Source organism: Variovorax sp. FG153 (assembly GCF_057809595.1).
Genome location: NZ_JBMDKG010000003.1, coordinates 156,624 through 173,112 on the forward strand (window position 1 = coordinate 156,624; position 16,489 = coordinate 173,112).

A 16,489-nucleotide genomic window follows, 5' to 3' on the forward strand; every position below is an offset into this window, starting at 1 on the left:
CTCGGCGCATGACCCGCCCGTCGGCATGGCCGGCACGATCTGGGGTAAACCCGTATAATCGATAGCAAGCTAACTAATTGGGAGCCTTGCCATGGCCGAACCGGTCACTCCGCCCGCCGGCCGGAAGAAGAAAAAGGAAGCGCGCGAAGCCGCGCTGATGAAGCTCGGCATGCAGTTCTCGACCCTGCAGCGCGGCTACCGCGCCGCGGCCGACAAGGCGGTCGCGCACGTGGGCCTGTCGCAGACCCTGGCCTGGCCGGTGGTGATGATCGGCCGCATGGAGCAGGGCGTGCGCCAGGGCGTGCTGGCCGAGGCGCTGGGCATCGAGGGGCCCTCGCTGGTGCGCTCGCTCGACCAGCTCGTGGAGGCCGGCTATGTCGAGCGCCGCGAGGACCCGGCCGACCGCCGCGCCAAGACCCTGCATCTCACGCCCGCGGGCGAGGCCGCCTGCGAACCCATCGAGGCCGCGCTGAGCCTGATGCGCGCCGCGCTGTTCGAGGGCGTGTCCGACGAGGACCTCGCGGCCTGCCTGCGCGTGTTCGCGGTGCTCGAGGAACGGCTGGGCCGCGGCGCACCGGCCGAGGGGCGACGCTAGATGCCCTCGTTGAGCCTGCCGCGCTTCAGCCGCGCCGAGATCGTCTTCTCCACCAAGAGCTTCGCCGCCGCGATGCTCGCGATGTACCTCGCCAGCCGCGCCGGCCTGCCGCGTCCGTTCTGGGCCCTGATGACCACCTACGTCGTCGCCCATCCGCTGGCCGGCGCGGTGCGCTCCAAGGCGGTCTATCGCTTCTGCGGCACGCTGATCGGCAGCACCGCCACCGTGCTGCTGGTGCCCGCGCTGTCGAACGCGCCCGAGCTGCTGACGCTGGTGCTCGCGCTGTGGGTCGGCCTGTGCCTGTGCATCTCGCTGTTCGACCGCACGCCGCGCTCCTATGTCTTCATGCTCGCGGGCTACACCGCCGCGCTGATCGGCTTTCCCTCGGTGCAGGCGCCCGAGGCGCTGTTCGACACCGCCGTCGCGCGCGTCGAGGAGATCGGCCTGGGCATCTTCTGCGCCACGCTGCTGCACAGCCTGGTGCTGCCGGCCGGCATGGGCCCCACGGTGCTGGGCCTGCTCGACCGCACCCTGCAGGACGCGCGCAAGTGGCTCGGCGACCTGCTGCAGCCGCCCGCCAGCGCCACGGGCACGCCCGCGCGCCGCGCCGATGCCGACCCGAAGCGCCTGGCCGACGACCGGCGCCGCCTCGCGGGCGACATCACGCAGCTGCGCATCCTGTCGACCCACGTGCCCTTCGACACCACGCACCTGCGCTGGACCGCCGGCGCGATCCGCGCCATGCAGGACCGCGTGGCCGCGCTCACGCCCGCGCTGTCGGCGGTGGAAGACCGGCTGCTCGCGCTCGAGCAGGCCGAGGGCGCCATCGCGCCCGACGTGGCCGCGCTGCTCGCGCAGACCGGGCAGTGGCTGCGCGAGGAGGGCGCCGGCACTTCGGACGATGCGCGCCTGCAGGCCTTGCGCGCGACCCTTGCCGCGCTCGCCGCCACGCGACCCGATGCCTCCGTCTCCGCCTGGGGCCGCGCGCTGCGCATCGCGCTCGCGGGCCGGCTCGAGGAACTGGTCGAGGGCTGGCGCGCCTGCGCGCGGCTGCGCGCCGACATCGACGACGGCCTCAAGGGCGCGGTGCCGCCGCGCCGCATCGCCGCGCTCGGCAACCGCGTGCTGCACCTCGACCGCGGCATGGCGCTGCTGTCGGCGCTCGCGGCCGTGCTCGCCATCTGCCTGTGCGGCGCGTTCTGGATCCTCACCGGCTGGTCGATGGGCTCGGCGGCCACCATGATGGCCGCGGTCTTCTGCTGCTTCTTCGCCACCATGGACGACCCGGTGCCCGCGATCCAGGGCTTCCTCAAGTGGACGCTGTGGTCGATCCCGATCTCCGCGCTCTACGTGCTGGTGCTGCTGCCGCTGGTGCACGACTTCGGCATGCTGGTCGCGGTCTGCGCGCCGGTGTTCCTGGCACTGGGCCTGTACATGGCCCGGCCGGCCTACTTCATGGCCGCGATGGCGTTGCTGTTCGGCGTCGCGGGCACGCTGGCGATGCACGACACCGCCACCGCCGACATCGTGAGCTTCATCAACAGCATGCTGGGCCAGGTCTTCGGCGTGGTGGCCGCGGCCTTCGTCACACGGCTGGTGCGCTCGGTGGGCGCCGACTGGAGCGCGCGCCGCATCCAGCGCGCCACCTGGCGCGAGCTCGGCGAGATGGCCGGCGCGGCCGCGGCCACGCCCGCGAGCCTGTCGCCGTCGGCCCAGCGCCGTGGCGTGCCCGGCGACGCCTACGCGGTGCGCATGCTCGACCGCATCGGCCTGCTGGCACCGCGCATCGCGCAGGCCGGCGGCCGCATCGAGGGCGTGGCCGCCGACGACGCGCTGCGCGACCTGCGCATGGGTGCCGACATCGATGCGCTGCAGCGCGTGCGCGCGCAGCTGCCGCTGGCCTCGGCGAGCGCGCTGCTCGGCGACATCGCGCGCTTCTTCCGCCAGCGCGCCGGTGGCCGCGTGGCCGCGCGGCCCGCGAGCCTGCTGGCGCGCATCGACGAGGCGCTGGCCTCGATGCTCGGCACCGCGGGTGCGTCGAGTGCCGACGCGCGCTCGGCCGTCACCGCGCTGGTGGGGCTGCGCCGCAATCTCTTTCCGGAGGCACCGCCGATGCGCGCGGCCTCCGCTGTTCCAGTTCCCGCGCAAGGAGTGTCCCGATGATCGGCGAAGCGAGTTTCTACGGCCTCTACGTGCCCTGGCTGATGCTGCTGGCCGGCGCCGCGCTGCTGGCCCTGTGGGGCGTGCGCCGGCTGCTGGCCGCCACCGGCCTTTACCGCTGGGTCTGGCACCCGGCCCTGTTCGACATGGCGCTCTACCTGCTGCTGCTCTATGCGCTGAGCCGCGCCACGACCTCCCTGCAATGACCACACCATGACCGCCAACACATCCAACGACAACAACAAGGCCGGCGCCCGCACCTGGCCCGCCAGCGCGCTGCGCATCCTCGTCACCGCGGCCGTGGTGGCCGCCGCCGTCTGGGCCGGCTTTCGCCTCTGGGACCACTACGAGCTCGCGCCCTGGACGCGCGACGGCCGCGTGCGGGCCAACGTGGTCCAGATCGCGCCCGACGTCTCGGGCCTGGTCACGGCCGTGCCGGTGCAGGACAACCAGTCGGTGGCCGCCGGCACCCTGCTGTTCGAGGTCGACCGCGCGCGCTACGACCTGGCCGTGCGCCAGGCCCAGGCCGCGCTCGCCGCGCAACGCGCCATGAGCGCGCAGGCCCAGCGCGAGAACGCGCGCAACGCGGGGCTCGAGGCGCTGGTCTCGCAGGAAGCGCGCGAACAGACCCGCGCGCGTGTCGAGCAGGCGCGCGCCGCCGTCGCGCAGGCCGAGGTCGCGCTCGATTCGGCGCGGCTGAACCTGCAGCGCGCCGAGGTGCGCGCGCCGGCCGACGGCCTGGTCACCAACCTCGACCTGCGCCAGGGCAGCTACGCGGCCGCGGGCCGGCCGGTGCTCGCGCTGGTCGATGCGCGCTCCTTCTACGTCGAGGGCTACTTCGAGGAAACCAAGCTGCCGCGCATCCACTTAGGCGACCGCGTGCACGTCATGCCGATGGGCGGCGGCGCGGTGCTCGGCGGCACCGTCGAGAGCGTGGCCGCCGGCATCGCCGACCGCGACCGCTCGACCAGCGCCAACCTGCTGCCGAGCGTGAATCCCACCTTCAACTGGGTGCGGCTCGCGCAGCGCATCCCGGTGCGCGTGAAGCTCGATCCGCTGCCCGCGGGCGCGCGGCTGGTGGCGGGGCAGACGGTGACGGTGCAGGTGCTCGAGCGGGCCGAGGCGCAGCGCGAGAAGACCGCCGCCGATGCCGAGGCCAAGAGCGGCGCCAGGAAGGAAGGATGATGGCCAACGCATCCCGCGCCGTGCTGCGCATCGCCGCGCTGGCCGCCGCCGCGGCGCTCGCGGCCTGCGGCAGCGTCGGCCCCGACTACCGCCAGCCCGACGAGGCCATCGCGAGCCAGCCCGCGGCCGGCCGGCCCTTCGCCGAAGCCAACCCCGCCGCCGGCCTGCAGGCCGTGCCGCTGCCGCCGCACTGGTGGCGGCTGTACCGCGACCCGCGGCTCGACCGGCTGGTGGAGCAGGCGCTCGCGCACAACACCGACCTGCGCCAGGCGGTCGCCAACCTCGAGCGCGAGCGCGCCATCGAGGCCGAGGTGGCCGGCGGCAAGCGCCCCGTCATCGGCGTGAACGGCGGGCCCTCGTTCGGCCATGTCTCGGGCCTGCAATTGCTGCAGAAGGACTACGAGCCGCCGGACCGCTTCAATTACAGCAGCGGCCTGTCGCTGTCCTACCAGGTCGACCTGTTCGGCCAGATCCGCCGCGCCGCCGAGGCTGCCGAGGCCGGCACCGCGTCGGCCGCGGCCGCGCTCGACCTGGTGCGCGTGAACGTCGCGGCCGGCACCGCGCGTGCCTATGCCGAGGCCTGCTCCACCGGCCTGCGCTTGTCGATCGCGCAGAAATCGGTGCGGCTGCAGCAGGAGGCGGTCGACGTCACCGCGAAGCTGCACGAGGCCGGCCGTGCCGGCGCGCTCGACACCGGCCGTGCCCGCGCGCAGCTGCAGCAGCTCACGGCCGCGCTGCCGCCGCTCGTGGCCGAGCGCCAGAACGCGCTCTACCGCCTCGCCACGCTCACGGGCGAACTGCCGCAGGACTTCCCGCGCGAGCTCGCCGACTGCGCCGTGCCGCCGCGCGTGGCCGGCACCGTGCCGGTGGGCGACGGCGCCGCGCTGCTGCGCCGCCGGCCCGACATCCGCCAGGCCGAGCGCAGCCTGGCCCAGGCCACCGCGCGCATCGGCGTCGCCACGGCCGACCTCTATCCGAAGATCACCCTGGGCCTGTCGGCCTCGTCGGCCGGCCCGGCCGAGGACTTCGGCCGCAAGGGCACCTTCGGCTGGAGCCTCGGCCCGCTGATCTCGTGGACCGTGCCCAACACCGGCATCGCGCAGGCCCGCATCGCACAGGCCGAGGCCGGCACGCGCGCGGCGCTCGCGAAGTTCGACGGCACCGTGCTCACCGCGCTGCGCGAGACCGAGTCGGCGCTCGGCAACTACGCGCGCGAGCTCGACCGCCGCGCCGCGCTGCAGGCCGCGCGCGACGAGAGCGCCACCGTCGCCGCGCAGGCGCGCCAGCTCTACCGCAACGGCCGCACCGCCTACCTCGACGCGCTCGATGCCGAGCGTGCGCTGGCCGCGAGCGATGCCGCGCTGGCGGCCAGCGAGGCGCAGCTGTCGGACGACCAGATCGTGCTGTTCATGGCGCTGGGCGGCGGCTGGGAGACGGACGACGGCGACCGGCTCGCCGCCACCGGCAGCGAGGCACGCAAGCAGTGAGCACGAACGCCATTCCCGTGCCGCGCGCCGCGCACGCGCCGCTGTGGCTGCTCGCGCTCGTCACCTTCAGCGGCACCCTGGCCATGCACATCTTCGTGCCCGCGTTGCCGATCGCCGCGCGCAGCCTCGGTGCCGGCATCGGCGAGATGCAGATGACGGTGAGCCTCTACATCTTCGGCCTGGCCGTCGGGCAGCTGGTGTACGGCCCGCTGGCCGACCGCTTCGGCCGCCGGCCGGTGCTGCTCGCGGGCCTCTCCCTCTACACCGCCGCCGGCCTGGCCGCCGCGCTCGCGCCCGAGGTGCATGCGCTGATCACCGCGCGGCTGTTCCAGGCCATGGGCGGCTGCGCGGGCCTGGTGCTCGGGCGCAGCATCGTGCGCGACACCGCCGAGCCGCAGGAGGCCACGCGCCGCCTCGCGCTGATGAACCTGATGGTGACCGTGGGCCCGAGCATCGCGCCGCTGGTCGGCGGCGCGCTGGCCACCGCCCTGGGCTGGCGCTCGATCTTCTACGGCCTGTTCGCGCTCGGCATCGTCGGCCTGCTGTTCACCTGGCGCCTGCTGCCCGAGACCGGCCGGCCCGGCGCCGCCGTCAGCGCGCCCGCGCTCGCGCGCAACTACGCGCGCCTGCTGCGCTCGCCGGCCTTCCTCGGCTTCTCCGTCGGCGGCGGCTGCGCCACCACCTCGATGTATGCCTTCGTCGCCTCGGCGCCGTTCATCTTCGTCGACCAGCTGCACCGGCCCGCGCACGAGGCCGGCATCTACCTCGCCATCCTGGTCTCGGGCGTGTGGCTCGGCAGCTTCCTCACCAGCCACCTGATCGCGCGCGTGCGCGTCGACCGGCTGATGATCCGCTCCAACGCGCTCAGCGTGCTCGCGGCCTTCGTGCTGCTGGGCGCCGCGCTCACCGACCGGCTGTCGGTGCCGCTGATCGTGGCCAGCATGTTCCTGTTCACCGTCGGCGTCGGCATGGCTTCGCCGGCCGCGCTCACGCAGGCCATCGGCGTCAACCCGCAGATCATCGGCTCGGCCTCGGGCCTCTACGGCTTCACGCAGATGGCCGTGGGCGCGCTGTGCACCGCGCTCGCGGGCATGGGGCACCGCAATCCCGCGCTGGCCTCGGCGCTGGTGCTCGCGGGGGCGGGGATCGTGGCGCAGCTGTCGTTCGCGGTGGCGCTGCGGTCGCAGCGCAAGGTGGTGCCCGTTTCAGCTCATTCGGGCTGAGCCATTCCCACCCGTTCGGGCTGAGCCTGTCGAAGCCTCGCGCAAGGCTTCGACAAGCTCAGCCTGAACGGTGACGGGCTCACTTCGCGAACAACCACCCGCCCTTCGGCTGCCGCACCAGCTCGTGCCGCTTCACCGAACGCTCCTCCCCGTCGTCGCCCACGTAGACCACGTCGAAGCGCAGCAGCTTCGGCGACACCATCTTCCAGTTCTGGATCCGCTTGACGGTCACGCAGGCGGTCTTGTCGTGGTACTGCATCTGCGCCATCGGCCCGCCCTGGAAGCCCTGGGCGTCGAACAGCCGGCCCGGCGCCGCGAAGGGATTGAGCACCGCGCCGTTGCGCGCGGTGATGCAACCCTCGGTGCGCAGGAAGGACTCGATGGTCGGGGAGGCGCTGCGCACCACGCGGCCCACGGCCGGCGTCGGCGGCTTGGCGGCGATCTGCTCGCGGATGCGCTCGACCTGGTCCTCGGTGATCGGCGCCAGGCCGTCCCTCGACACGATGGGCGGCGGCGCGGGAGCCGGCGGCGGCGGGGACGCGGGCATCAGCGGCTCGAACACCGAGCAGCCGCCGAGCGAGGCGAGGGCGAGGGCCGCCACCGTGGCGGGCAGGCGGCGCGGGAAGGGCGCGGCCTCGGTGGCGGGAATCGATCCGAACTTCATGGCTTGGGGTCTCCTGTCGGCGGCGCGAAGCCGCTGGCTGAAAAAGCAGGCCGCGAACATGCGGTGCGAGGGTGGAAGCGCGCCGGCTTCCCGTTCTTCTTTCTTCTTCGGGGGCGTCAAAAGCGTTCCTGCGGCGCGAGGTAGCGCCACTGGCCGGGCGCGAGGCCGGCCAGCGGCACGCGTCCGATGCGGATGCGGCGCATCGCGAGGATGCGCAGCTCCATGCGGTCGCACAGGTGCGCGACCTGGCCCGGCTGCGCGCCCTTGAGCGCGAAGCGCAGCCCGGTCTGCTCGGGCGTCTGGCGGCCGATGCTCACACGCGCGGGCGTGCGCTCGAAGCGCGCGAGCTGCTCGGGCGACACGGCACCGGCCACGTCGACCATGATCTCGTGCTCGATGACGGCGGCGTCCTCGTGCAGCTTGCGCTCGATGCGGAATTCCTGCGTGAAGGCCACCAGGCCGCTGGCGCCGGTCTCCAGCGGCGTCATGCAGTGCTGGCCGCGCGCATGCGCGGGCAGGAAGCGCGGCATTCCGTGCGCGGGCGCGAGGTTGGCGGCCACCAGCAGCGTGTGCGCCTGCTCGATGCGCAGGCCGGCCGGCTTGTGCAGCAGCAGCGTCACCGGCAGCACCGGCTCGGGCCGCGCGCCCGCCTCGATCTCCACCTGCTGGTGCGGCTGCACGCGCGATTGCGGCAGCAGTGCCGGCTGGCCGTCGACGCGCACCGCGCCGTTCTCGATCAGCAGCTCGGCCTCGCGCCGCGAACAGCCCGCGAGCGCGGCCACGCGCTTGGCCAGACGGATGCCCTCGGCGTCCTGCCTTTCTGGAGCGCTCATGAACCGACGGCCGCCTGCTGCCGGATGCGCGCCACGTGCGCCGCCAGCGAGCGCGCGGCCACCGGCCACAGCCGCTCGGGCACGTCGTCGTAGGCCAGCGGCAGCCACTGCTCGGGCGTGCCCTCGGGCAGCTTCTGCATGGCGGCCGCGATCTTGGCCTCGCGCTTGAGGCGGTGCGCCTTCAGGTAGGCGATGGCCGTGCGCGCGAAGCCGATCACGTGGCCGTGCGCGGGCAGGATGAATTCGACGCCGCCGGCCTCGCAGTTCGCGTCGAGCTTGTCGAGCGAATCGAGGTAGGCCGTCATGTCGCCGTCGGGCGGATCGACCACCGTGGTGCTGCCGTTGAGGATGTGGTCGCCCGAGAACAGCAGCCCGTCCTCCTCGAGCACCAGGCACAGGTGATTGGCCGCGTGGCCCGGCGTGTGGATCACGCGCAGCGTGTGCGTGAGCGGCTGGCCCTCGGCATCGGTGCCCGCGAGCACCAGCCGCTCGCCGTCGGCCAGCTCGCGCTCGGCCGAGAAGCGCGCGCTCGAGCGCGCCGTGGGCGCCGACGACAGCCCCAGGATCGGCGGCTTCGCGGCGCCGGCCAGCGCCTGCAGCGGCGCCGCGCCCGGCGAATGGTCGGCATGCGAATGCGTGCAGACGATCATGCGGATGTCGCCCCTGGCGGCCTGCCACAGCCGCTCGATGTGGGCGGGGTCGTTCGGGCCCGGATCGATCACGATGTGGCCGGTGGCCGCGTCGCCCACGATGTAGCTGTTGGTGCCCGGGCCGGTCATCGCGCCCGGGTTGGGCGCGGTCAGGCGCTGCACGTTCTTCAGCAGCGCCACCGGCGCATCGCTCTTCCAGTCGAGCGAGTGCAGCATCTGGCCGTCGGGGCAGACCAGCGCGAGTTCGCCGAAGGGCGGGTCGTTCTCCATGTAGCGCTCGTCGCGGCCGTTGACGAAGCCGCCGCGCGGGCAACTGGTCCACAGCGGCTGCTCGCTCGCGCAGGCCGCCAGCACCGCGTCGACGCTCGCATACGAGGCCATGCGCTGCAGCGTGCGCACGGTCGGGAAGATCATGAAGAAGCTGCCGGCCGCGTGGCGCGCGAGTGCATCGGCCGGGCGCACCCAGCTCGGCTCGAACTGCTCGCTCTCGTCGGCCGAGGGCTCCTGCCCCTCGGGCATGCGCGCCACCAGGAAGGGCACGTCGAAGCGCTTGGGCAGGTCGCGGTCGGTGATCCAGTGCGCGAAGGTGAACACGCGGTCGGCCTCGAGCACCAGCCCGCGCGCCGCGCACTGCTCGGCGAAGGGCACGGCCGCGTGGCCGTCGCGGTCCATCGCGGCGATGTCCTCGGCGCCGGCCGGGCGGCCGTCGGCATGGTGCGCGAGCAGCACGCCGAGCTCCTCGAAGCATTCGCGGATCGCGGCCACCGCCTGCGTGGCCTGCAGCGGGCTCTGCGTGGGGCGGCGCGCGGCCGTGCGCGCGGCGACCTCGTCGGCCGCGTCGATGTGGCCGCCGGGAAAGACGTAGGCGCCGGGCGCGAAGCTGGCCTTGGCCGAGCGGCGCGTCATCAGCACCTCGATGCCGGACGCGGTATCGCGCAGAAGCAGCACGGTGGCCGCGGCGCGCACCGCCACCGGTTCGCGCTGGGGATGGATGAGTTGTGTGGGACGAACCATGGGGCGATTATGGAGAGGCGGCGCGCCGGAGGTGTGTCGCGCATAAGCACATGCCGAAGCGGGTATGAGCATCGCGCCAGAATCCGGGCCTGCACCGCCCGAACCGAGGACCACCGCCATGCCCCCTTTCCACTTTCCGAGCCGGCACCTGCGCGCGCTGCTGACGGCCGCTGCATTGTGCGCGTCGATCGCGCCCGTGGCGCATGCACAGGCCGATTGGCCGCAACAGCCCGTAACGCTGATCATGGGTTTTCCCGCCGGCTCCGGTGTCGACGTGGTGGCCCGCACCATCCAGGACCCGCTGACGCGCCAGCTCGGCAAGCCCGTGATCATCGACTACCGCTCCGGCGCGGCCGGCAACATCGCGAGCGAGTACGTGGCCCACGCGAAGCCCGACGGCTACACGCTCTCGTTCGGCACCGCCGCCACCCACGGCAGCAATGCCGCGCTCTACAAGAAGCTGCCCTTCGACGTCGAGGCCGACTTCGTGCCGGTGGCGCCGGTGCTCGACGTGTCGAACGTGCTCACGATCAATCCCGACGTGATCAACGTGAAGACGCTCAAGGAGTTCGTCGCGCTCGTCAAGGCCAACCCCGGCAAGTACAACTACGCCTCCACCGGCAACGGTGCCGGCACCCACATGGCCTTCGCCGAGTTCAATGCGCGGCTCGGGCTCGACATGGTCCACGTGCCCTACAAGGGCGGCCCCGAGGCCATCACCTCGGTGGTGCGCGGCGAGACCTGCTGCATCATGAACCAGGTCCAGACCATCCTGCCGCACTACAAGGCCGGCAAGGTGCGGCTGCTCGGCGTGACCACCGCCACGCCGGTGGCCGCGGTGAAGGAAGTGCCCACCATCGCATCGAGCGGCCTGCCGGGCACCCAGGGCTTCGACAGCTCGATCTGGTTCGGCATCTTCGCGCCCAAGGGCACCGACGCGCGCATCGTCGAGAAGCTCAACGCCGCCGTGAAGACGGTGCTCGAGCAGCCCGAGATCCGCGAGAAGTTCGAGAGCCAGGGCAACACCATCCGCATCGAGACGCCCGCGCAGTTCAGGAAGACGGTGCACGACAACCGCGTGAAGTGGGCGGAGGTCGCGAAGACGGCGAACATCAGCATCGATTGATGCCGAGGGCCGCCGGCGTCTTCGTCAGAGCGTCTTGGCCAGCGTGAGGATGAAGCGCGGCTTGTTCGGCGAGTAGACCTGCTGCACGGTGTAGAAGCCGAAGTCGTACAGCGGGCCGGCCGCGGCGTTGAAGGCGTTCTTCTGGTTCGCGCCCTGCACCGAGCCGGCGAGCGTGAGACCGCCGCCGAAGTCGTAGCTGGCGCCCACGTTGTAGTCGACATAGCTCTTGTAGGGCGTGTTCCTGCGGATGTCGCTCGACAGGGCCGTGTAGCCCACCGCGGCCTTGAGCGTCACCTTGGGCAGGATCTCCTTGCTGTAGCTCAGGTTCAGGTAGCCGGTGTTGCGGCCCTCGAGGCCCGAGCCCAGCTTGTTGCCGGCAAAGCCGAAGTAGTCCTTCGACACCGTGTGCGAGTACTTCAGGGTGAAGGAACCGAGGCTCTCGTCGGCATAGGTGGCCGCGCCATAGAGCTCGGTGGTGTTGCCGACCGAGTTGCCCGGATAGATGTAGGTCAGCGCACCGACGTCCATGTCCAGCGGGCCGGCCTTGAACTTGTAGCCGCCGTACAGGTCGACCTCGACGCTGTTGCCCTGGAGCCAGTTGACGCTGGAGTTCCAGTTGCCGACGTAGAAGCCGCTCTCGCCGAAGGCGTAGTCGAAGCCGCCCTGGATGGCGGGCTTGGCGCCGCGGGTCTTGGCGTAGTCGTTCCGGCCGAGCATGTCCTGGTCCTGGCCGCGGAACTTGTAGTTCGTGGTCAGCGAGATGTTGGCCGTGACCGGCGAGGCGGCCGGTGCCGGTGCATCGCCGGCCGCTTGCGCGAAGGCCGCGCCAGGCAGCGCGAAGGCGGCGGCAATCAGGGTGGGGAGGGCGAGTGCCGAGGAGGCGGCGCGGATCGATCGTTGCATCGAGAGAGCTCGGGGATGAAGGAAGAGCGACAGCGTAGGAGGGGGCGTATCAAAGCCGTGTAAAGACTTCGGGCCGCGGCGCAAAAATCGCGCATGCGGCGGGCGGGCAGAATCGCTGGCCCGCAGACGTTCCATTCCTCTTCGATCCGAACACCATGTCCCTGCCCGACACCGGCGAGCATGACCGCCGACTGGACGAATCGCTGCTGCGCTCGCTCCACGTGCTGCTGAGCGAGGCCAGCGTGTCGCAGGCCGCGGCCAAGCTCGGCGTGGCGCAGTCCGCGCTGAGCCGCCACCTCAAGGTGCTGCGCCAGCTCACCGGCGACGAGTTGCTGGTGCGCGTGGGCAACCGCATGGTGCTGACCGAGCGCGCGCAGGCGCTGGCTGCGCCCACGCGGCGCATCCTGGCCGACATGTCGCTGCTGACCGCCGAGGCCGGCCCCGTCGAGCCGCGCGAGCTGCGCCAGAGCTTCCGCATCGCGACCTACGACTTCCTGCCGCGCCAGTTCTTCGCCGACATCGCCGAACGCGTGGCGCGCCAGGCGCCCGAGTGCGACGTGGTGATCCGCGGCCTGGGCTCGCGCTTCGAGCACTACCGCCAGCTCGCCGACGGCGAGGTCGACATGGTCATCACCATCTGGCCCGAGCTGCCCGGCCACCTGCGCGCCGCCAGCCTGCTGACCGAACCCATGGTCTGCCTGGTGCGCGAGGGCCATCCGCTGGCCAGGGCGCCGATGACGCTCGACGACTACCGGCGCGCGCGCCACCTGTCCTCGCTCGAGCACGTGCCGGGGCAGGGCACCATCATCGATGCGCAGCTGGCCGAGCTCGGCGTGTCGGTCCACACGGCGATGCACACCCAGTTCCTCGGCATGGCGCCGGCCATCCTCGCGCGCACCGACCTCGTGTTCACCACCGGCCGCCTGCTGGCCGAGGACTTCGCGCGCCAGTACCCGCTCGCGATCGTGCCCTTTCCCGCGAAGATCAAGCCGCACCGCTACCGCCTCGTGTGGCACGAGCGCACGCACAAGAACCAGGCCATGCGCTGGCTGCGCGGCGAGCTGACGGCGGCCGCGCGCGAGCTGGCGCACCGGCCCAGGTCATGACGGCGCTGTCATAACCTGCTGCACAGCGCTGTGCTGGGCGCGGGCGGTGGGCGTGGCTATCGTCGCCGTCCATGTCCACCCCTTCCTCCCCCGCGCCGGTCCGTCCGGACCTGCTCGCCCGGCTGCCCAAGACCGACCTGCATTTCCACATGGCCGGCACCCTGCGCCCGGCCACGCTGGTCGCGCTCGCGCGCCAGTACGAACTGCCGCTGCCGCGCCCGGTCGACACGCTCTACAGCTACCGCGACTTCTACGACTTCATCGACGTGCTGCGCATCGCGGCGCAGGCGGTGCGCAGCAGCGCCGATTTCGAGCGCGTGGCCTACGAGGCCGTGGAGGGCGCCGCGCGCAGCAGCAACGCGCGCCATGTCGAGCTGTCGTTCAATCCGCAGTACTTCATGCCCACGGGCGTGCCGTACCGCGTGCAGGTCGAGGGGCTGGTGGCCGGCCTGCGCGCCGCGCGGCAGGACTTCGGCTGCTCGGGCCTGCTGATCGCCTCATTCGACCGCGGCCTGCCGCGCGACAGCGCCGAGCGTGCGATGGACGACATCCTCGGCCTGCGCTCCGACCTCGTCGTCGGCGTGGGCCTCGACGGCCCCGAGCGCGCGGGCCCGCCCGCCAGCTTCGCGGCCCTGTTCGAGCGCGCGGGCCGCGCCGGCCTGAAGCGCACCGCCCATGTCTGCGAGGACAACCAGACGCTCGAGGAGGCGCCGCCTTCCAACGTCGACGACTGCATCCACCTGCTGGGCTGCGACCGGCTCGACCATGGCTACAACCTGCTCGCCAGCGACGACGGCCTGCGGCGCGCGCGCGACCGCGGCGTGCATTTCTGCGTCTGCGGCATCACGAGCGTGGTGCGCAACCAGCGGCGGCGGCTCGACAGCGTGAAGCGCATGGTCGACGCGGGCCTGCCGGTCAGCCTCAACACCGACGACCCCGCGATGTTCCACACCGACCTCAGCCACACCTACGCCACCGTGCTCGAGGGCGGCGGCTGGGGCTGGGAGCAGGCGCGCGCCTTCAGCCTCGCGGGCGTCGACGCCTGCTGGCTCGACGACGACGCGAAGCGCAGCCTGCGCGCCGACTTCGAACGCGAGATCGCCGCGCTCGAGCGCGAGCAGGCTGCTCCCCTGGAAACGAACCGCGACTGAAGGATCCCACGATGCACCTCGACACCGCACGCCGCCGCGCACTGCTCGCGGCCCTGGCCTTCGCTGCCTGCACCACCGCTGCCATCGCGGAGCCCGCCTGGCCCGCGCGCCCGATCACCCTGATCGTGCCCTACGGTGCCGGCGGCAACGTCGACGTCATGGCGCGCTGGATCGCGCCCGAGCTCGCCACGCGGCTCGGGCAGCCGGTGGTGATCGAGAACGTGTCGGGCGCCGGCGGCGTCATCGGCACCGAGAAGGCCGTGCGCGCCAGGCCCGATGGCTACACCCTGCTGCTGTCGGTCGAGAGCACCGTCGTCATCGCGAAGATGGTGACGCCTTCCACCGTGCGCTACGACGGCCTCGCCGACCTCGTGCCCGTCACGCTGCTCGGCGCCCAGCCGCTGGCGCTGGTGGGCAAGCCCGCGCTGCAGCCGAAGACCAGCGAGGCGCTGTATGCCGACCTCAAGGCCGCGCCCGGCAAGTACAGCTATGCGAGCTCGGGCGTCGGTACCTCGCTGCATCTGGGCGGCGAGTTGCTCAAGCAGCGCGGCGGCGTCGACATGGTCCATGTGCCGTACCGCACCGGCGTGCAGATCGTGAGCGACCTCAGCGGCAACCAGCTCGACCTCGCCGTGCTGCCGCTGTCGATGGTCATCCAGCAGGCGCGCGCGGGCAAGCTGCGCGTGTACGGCGTGATGGCGGAGAGCGCTTCGGCCGCCATGCCCGAAGCCTTGCCGCTGGCCAGCGTGCCCGCATGGCGCGGCGCCGACGTGTCGGTCTGGCAGGGCATCTTCGCGCCCAAGGCAACGCCGCCGCAGATCGTTTCGCAGCTGCATGCCGCGCTGGCGCAGGTGCTCGCGAACCCGGGCGTGCGCAGGAATTTCGAGGAGGGCGGCGTCACGCCGCTGGGCGCGGGGCCGAAGGAGTTCGCGGCCTTCCTGAAGGGCGAGGATGCGAAGTTCGGCGCGATCGTCGCGAAGGGGAACATCAAGGCCGAGTAGCGCGATGCCTCAGAATGCCGCAGCGCCCCAGGCGCTTCTCGTTCCTTCGCATTGATCCCCTTCGTTCATCTCATCGGCCCCGGCGGCGCCGGCAAGACCACCGTCGGCCCGCTGCTCGCGCAACGGCTGGCCTGGCGCTTCGTCGATCTCGACCAGGTCTTCATCGCGCAACAGGGCGATGTCGCGGCCTTCCTGGCGCGCCATGGGTACGCGGGCTATGCGGCGCGCAACATCGAAACCTACGAACAGCTTCGCGCCGCGGCGACCGTGCCGACCGTGCTCGCGATGTCCTCGGGTTTCATGACTTATCCGGCCGACGCGAGCGAGCGCTACCCGGCATTGCGCGACGCGATCGAAGCCGATCCGCTCACCGCGCTGCTGCTGCCATCCTTCGAGTTCGAACGCTGCGTCGAACTCGTGGTCGAGCGCCAGCTGCGCAGGCCCTATCTCCGTGGTGATCGGGCGAGCGAAACGCGGCGCATCCGGGAGCGGCATCCGGTCTTCATGGCGCTGCGGTGCGAGCGCTTCATCAGCGAGGGTGAGCCTGCCGCAATCGCTTGCGAGGTCGAGCGCTTCGTGCGTCGCACGCTGACCTAGTCGCGAAGGTCTTTCGAGGCCTTGCGCGTGGCCAGCAACTCGGCCCACCGCGTCAGCAGCACCTCGGCATAGAGCGGTGCGGCGACCTGGTAAGCCCCCAGGGAATACCCGTCATTGGCTTCGACCAGGGCTGTCTCCCCGCTGGCGAGCACGCCGAAGTCGATGCCGTAGGCCGAAGGCGCCTCGCCGCTGCGTCGGTACGCGGCGACGGCCTCCTCGATGACCTGCATGCGGGGGCGTGCCTCCGGATCCCCTTGATAGTGATCGAGGGCGAGCACCTTCTCGCCGGCCACGTAGGCACGGAACTCGGAGCGCCACTGGACGACTTCGGAGCACCAGACCTGCTGTTGCCTCGCGGCACGGCCGAGGAAGTACAGGTCCGCCGGACTCTCGAAGACGCGTCCGGTGAAGGTCTTGAGCCGGTCCGCCGGCTTGACGAAGACGGGCCCCTGACGTCCTTCGTACAGCGCTCTTTCCATGTCTCCCAACGTGGCGGACCAGACGCGGCGGTGCAGCAGATGGCGCAGGGCTTGCGGATAGTCGTTGGGTGCGGGTATCTCGATGCCGAGCTGCTTCATCGCGCCGTGCATCGAAGGCGTCGTGCCCATGATGAAGGCGTGTTCGTCCAGGGCCAGGTTGCGCCGCTCGATCCGCTTGCGCGTGTAGAGCTCGACGGGTATGCCGCGCGATTCGAACACCTCGCGAACCAGCCGCTCTTCCACCTCGAGGCCGTTGCCGCGCTGTTCGAGAAAAGCGATGCGAAACATGGTGGACGGTCCGGCCGGAGGCGACAG

Annotated in this window: 16 protein-coding genes; 11 read left to right on the forward strand and 5 right to left on the reverse strand. The window is 71.9% G+C overall.

Annotated features, from left to right (window positions below; all coding sequences use genetic code 11):
* Nucleotides 1-91: 91 nt before the first annotated feature.
* The 6 genes from ACODT0_RS05955 to ACODT0_RS05980 are packed head-to-tail and all read left to right on the forward strand — an operon-like array spanning nt 92 to nt 6,650.
* Nucleotides 92-595 carry a MarR family winged helix-turn-helix transcriptional regulator gene (locus tag ACODT0_RS05955; RefSeq protein ID WP_479671638.1) on the forward strand — a complete coding sequence of 168 codons (504 nt, stop codon included), beginning with the start codon at nt 92-94 and terminating at the stop codon, nt 593-595.
* Nucleotides 596-2,758, forward strand: a complete 2,163-nt coding sequence (locus tag ACODT0_RS05960) for an FUSC family protein (protein WP_489040853.1) — start codon at nt 596-598, stop codon at nt 2,756-2,758.
* Nucleotides 2,755-2,961: a DUF1656 domain-containing protein gene (locus ACODT0_RS05965; RefSeq protein WP_057593930.1), complete on the forward strand. Its 207-nt coding sequence runs from the start codon at nt 2,755-2,757 to the stop codon at nt 2,959-2,961. The genes ACODT0_RS05960 and ACODT0_RS05965 overlap by 4 nt, the downstream gene beginning before the upstream one ends.
* 7 nt (nt 2,962-2,968) lie before the next feature.
* A complete protein-coding gene (locus ACODT0_RS05970; protein WP_489040854.1) occupies nt 2,969-3,940 on the forward strand; it encodes an efflux RND transporter periplasmic adaptor subunit in 972 nt (323 codons plus the stop codon).
* Nucleotides 3,940-5,427 (forward strand): efflux transporter outer membrane subunit, encoded by a 1,488-nt coding sequence (locus ACODT0_RS05975; RefSeq protein ID WP_489040855.1) that lies wholly within the window; start codon nt 3,940-3,942, stop codon nt 5,425-5,427. The genes ACODT0_RS05970 and ACODT0_RS05975 overlap by 1 nt, the downstream gene beginning before the upstream one ends.
* Entirely contained in the window at nt 5,424-6,650 is a 1,227-nt protein-coding gene (locus tag ACODT0_RS05980; RefSeq protein WP_261211407.1) for a multidrug effflux MFS transporter, read from the forward strand. Before ACODT0_RS05975 ends, ACODT0_RS05980 begins: the two co-directional genes overlap by 4 nt.
* Before the next feature lie 79 nt (nt 6,651-6,729).
* On the opposite strand, the gene ACODT0_RS05985 is transcribed toward ACODT0_RS05980, so the two are convergent.
* The 3 genes from ACODT0_RS05985 to ACODT0_RS05995 form a co-directional block, all read right to left on the reverse strand.
* Entirely contained in the window at nt 6,730-7,314 is a 585-nt protein-coding gene (locus ACODT0_RS05985) for a hypothetical protein (RefSeq protein WP_489040856.1), read from the reverse strand.
* Nucleotides 7,315-7,430: 116 nt separating this feature from the next.
* Nucleotides 7,431-8,147 (reverse strand): RNA pseudouridine synthase, encoded by a 717-nt coding sequence (locus ACODT0_RS05990; RefSeq protein ID WP_489040857.1) that lies wholly within the window; start codon nt 8,145-8,147, stop codon nt 7,431-7,433.
* Nucleotides 8,144-9,811 (reverse strand): MBL fold metallo-hydrolase, encoded by a 1,668-nt coding sequence (locus ACODT0_RS05995; RefSeq protein WP_261211404.1) that lies wholly within the window; start codon nt 9,809-9,811, stop codon nt 8,144-8,146. The genes ACODT0_RS05990 and ACODT0_RS05995 overlap by 4 nt, the downstream gene beginning before the upstream one ends.
* 118 nt (nt 9,812-9,929) lie before the next feature.
* On the opposite strand from ACODT0_RS05995, the gene ACODT0_RS06000 reads away from it, so the two are divergent.
* Nucleotides 9,930-10,937 carry a Bug family tripartite tricarboxylate transporter substrate binding protein gene (locus ACODT0_RS06000; protein ID WP_261211402.1) on the forward strand — a complete coding sequence of 336 codons (1,008 nt, stop codon included), beginning with the start codon at nt 9,930-9,932 and terminating at the stop codon, nt 10,935-10,937.
* A gap of 24 nt (nt 10,938-10,961) precedes the next feature.
* Here the strand turns inward: ACODT0_RS06000 and ACODT0_RS06005 are convergent, their stop codons facing one another.
* The gene (locus ACODT0_RS06005; RefSeq protein WP_489040858.1) at nt 10,962-11,840 is read right to left on the reverse strand and encodes a TorF family putative porin; all 879 of its coding nucleotides are present in this window, start codon (nt 11,838-11,840) and stop codon (nt 10,962-10,964) included.
* A 155-nt stretch (nt 11,841-11,995) separates the two neighbouring features.
* Here ACODT0_RS06005 and ACODT0_RS06010 point away from each other — a divergent pair, with 155 nt between their 5' ends.
* The 4 genes from ACODT0_RS06010 to ACODT0_RS06025 all read left to right on the forward strand — a co-directional run bounded on the left by ACODT0_RS06010 (nt 11,996) and on the right by ACODT0_RS06025 (nt 15,695).
* On the forward strand, nt 11,996-12,946 hold the full coding sequence (locus ACODT0_RS06010; RefSeq protein ID WP_057593924.1) for a LysR family transcriptional regulator: 951 nt from the start codon (nt 11,996-11,998) through the stop codon (nt 12,944-12,946).
* A gap of 71 nt (nt 12,947-13,017) precedes the next feature.
* Nucleotides 13,018-14,097 (forward strand): adenosine deaminase, encoded by a 1,080-nt coding sequence (gene add / locus ACODT0_RS06015; protein WP_489040859.1) that lies wholly within the window; start codon nt 13,018-13,020, stop codon nt 14,095-14,097.
* An 11-nt stretch (nt 14,098-14,108) separates the two neighbouring features.
* Entirely contained in the window at nt 14,109-15,098 is a 990-nt protein-coding gene (locus ACODT0_RS06020; RefSeq protein WP_413761453.1) for a Bug family tripartite tricarboxylate transporter substrate binding protein, read from the forward strand.
* A gap of 51 nt (nt 15,099-15,149) precedes the next feature.
* Complete coding sequence (locus tag ACODT0_RS06025) at nt 15,150-15,695, forward strand: shikimate kinase (protein WP_489040860.1); 546 nt, start codon at nt 15,150-15,152, stop codon at nt 15,693-15,695.
* Here the strand turns inward: ACODT0_RS06025 and ACODT0_RS06030 are convergent.
* A complete protein-coding gene (locus ACODT0_RS06030; RefSeq protein WP_489040861.1) occupies nt 15,692-16,462 on the reverse strand; it encodes an ATP-grasp domain-containing protein in 771 nt (256 codons plus the stop codon). The two genes, ACODT0_RS06025 and ACODT0_RS06030, sit on opposite strands and share 4 nt — an antisense overlap.
* Between the last annotated feature and the right edge of the window lie 27 nt (nt 16,463-16,489).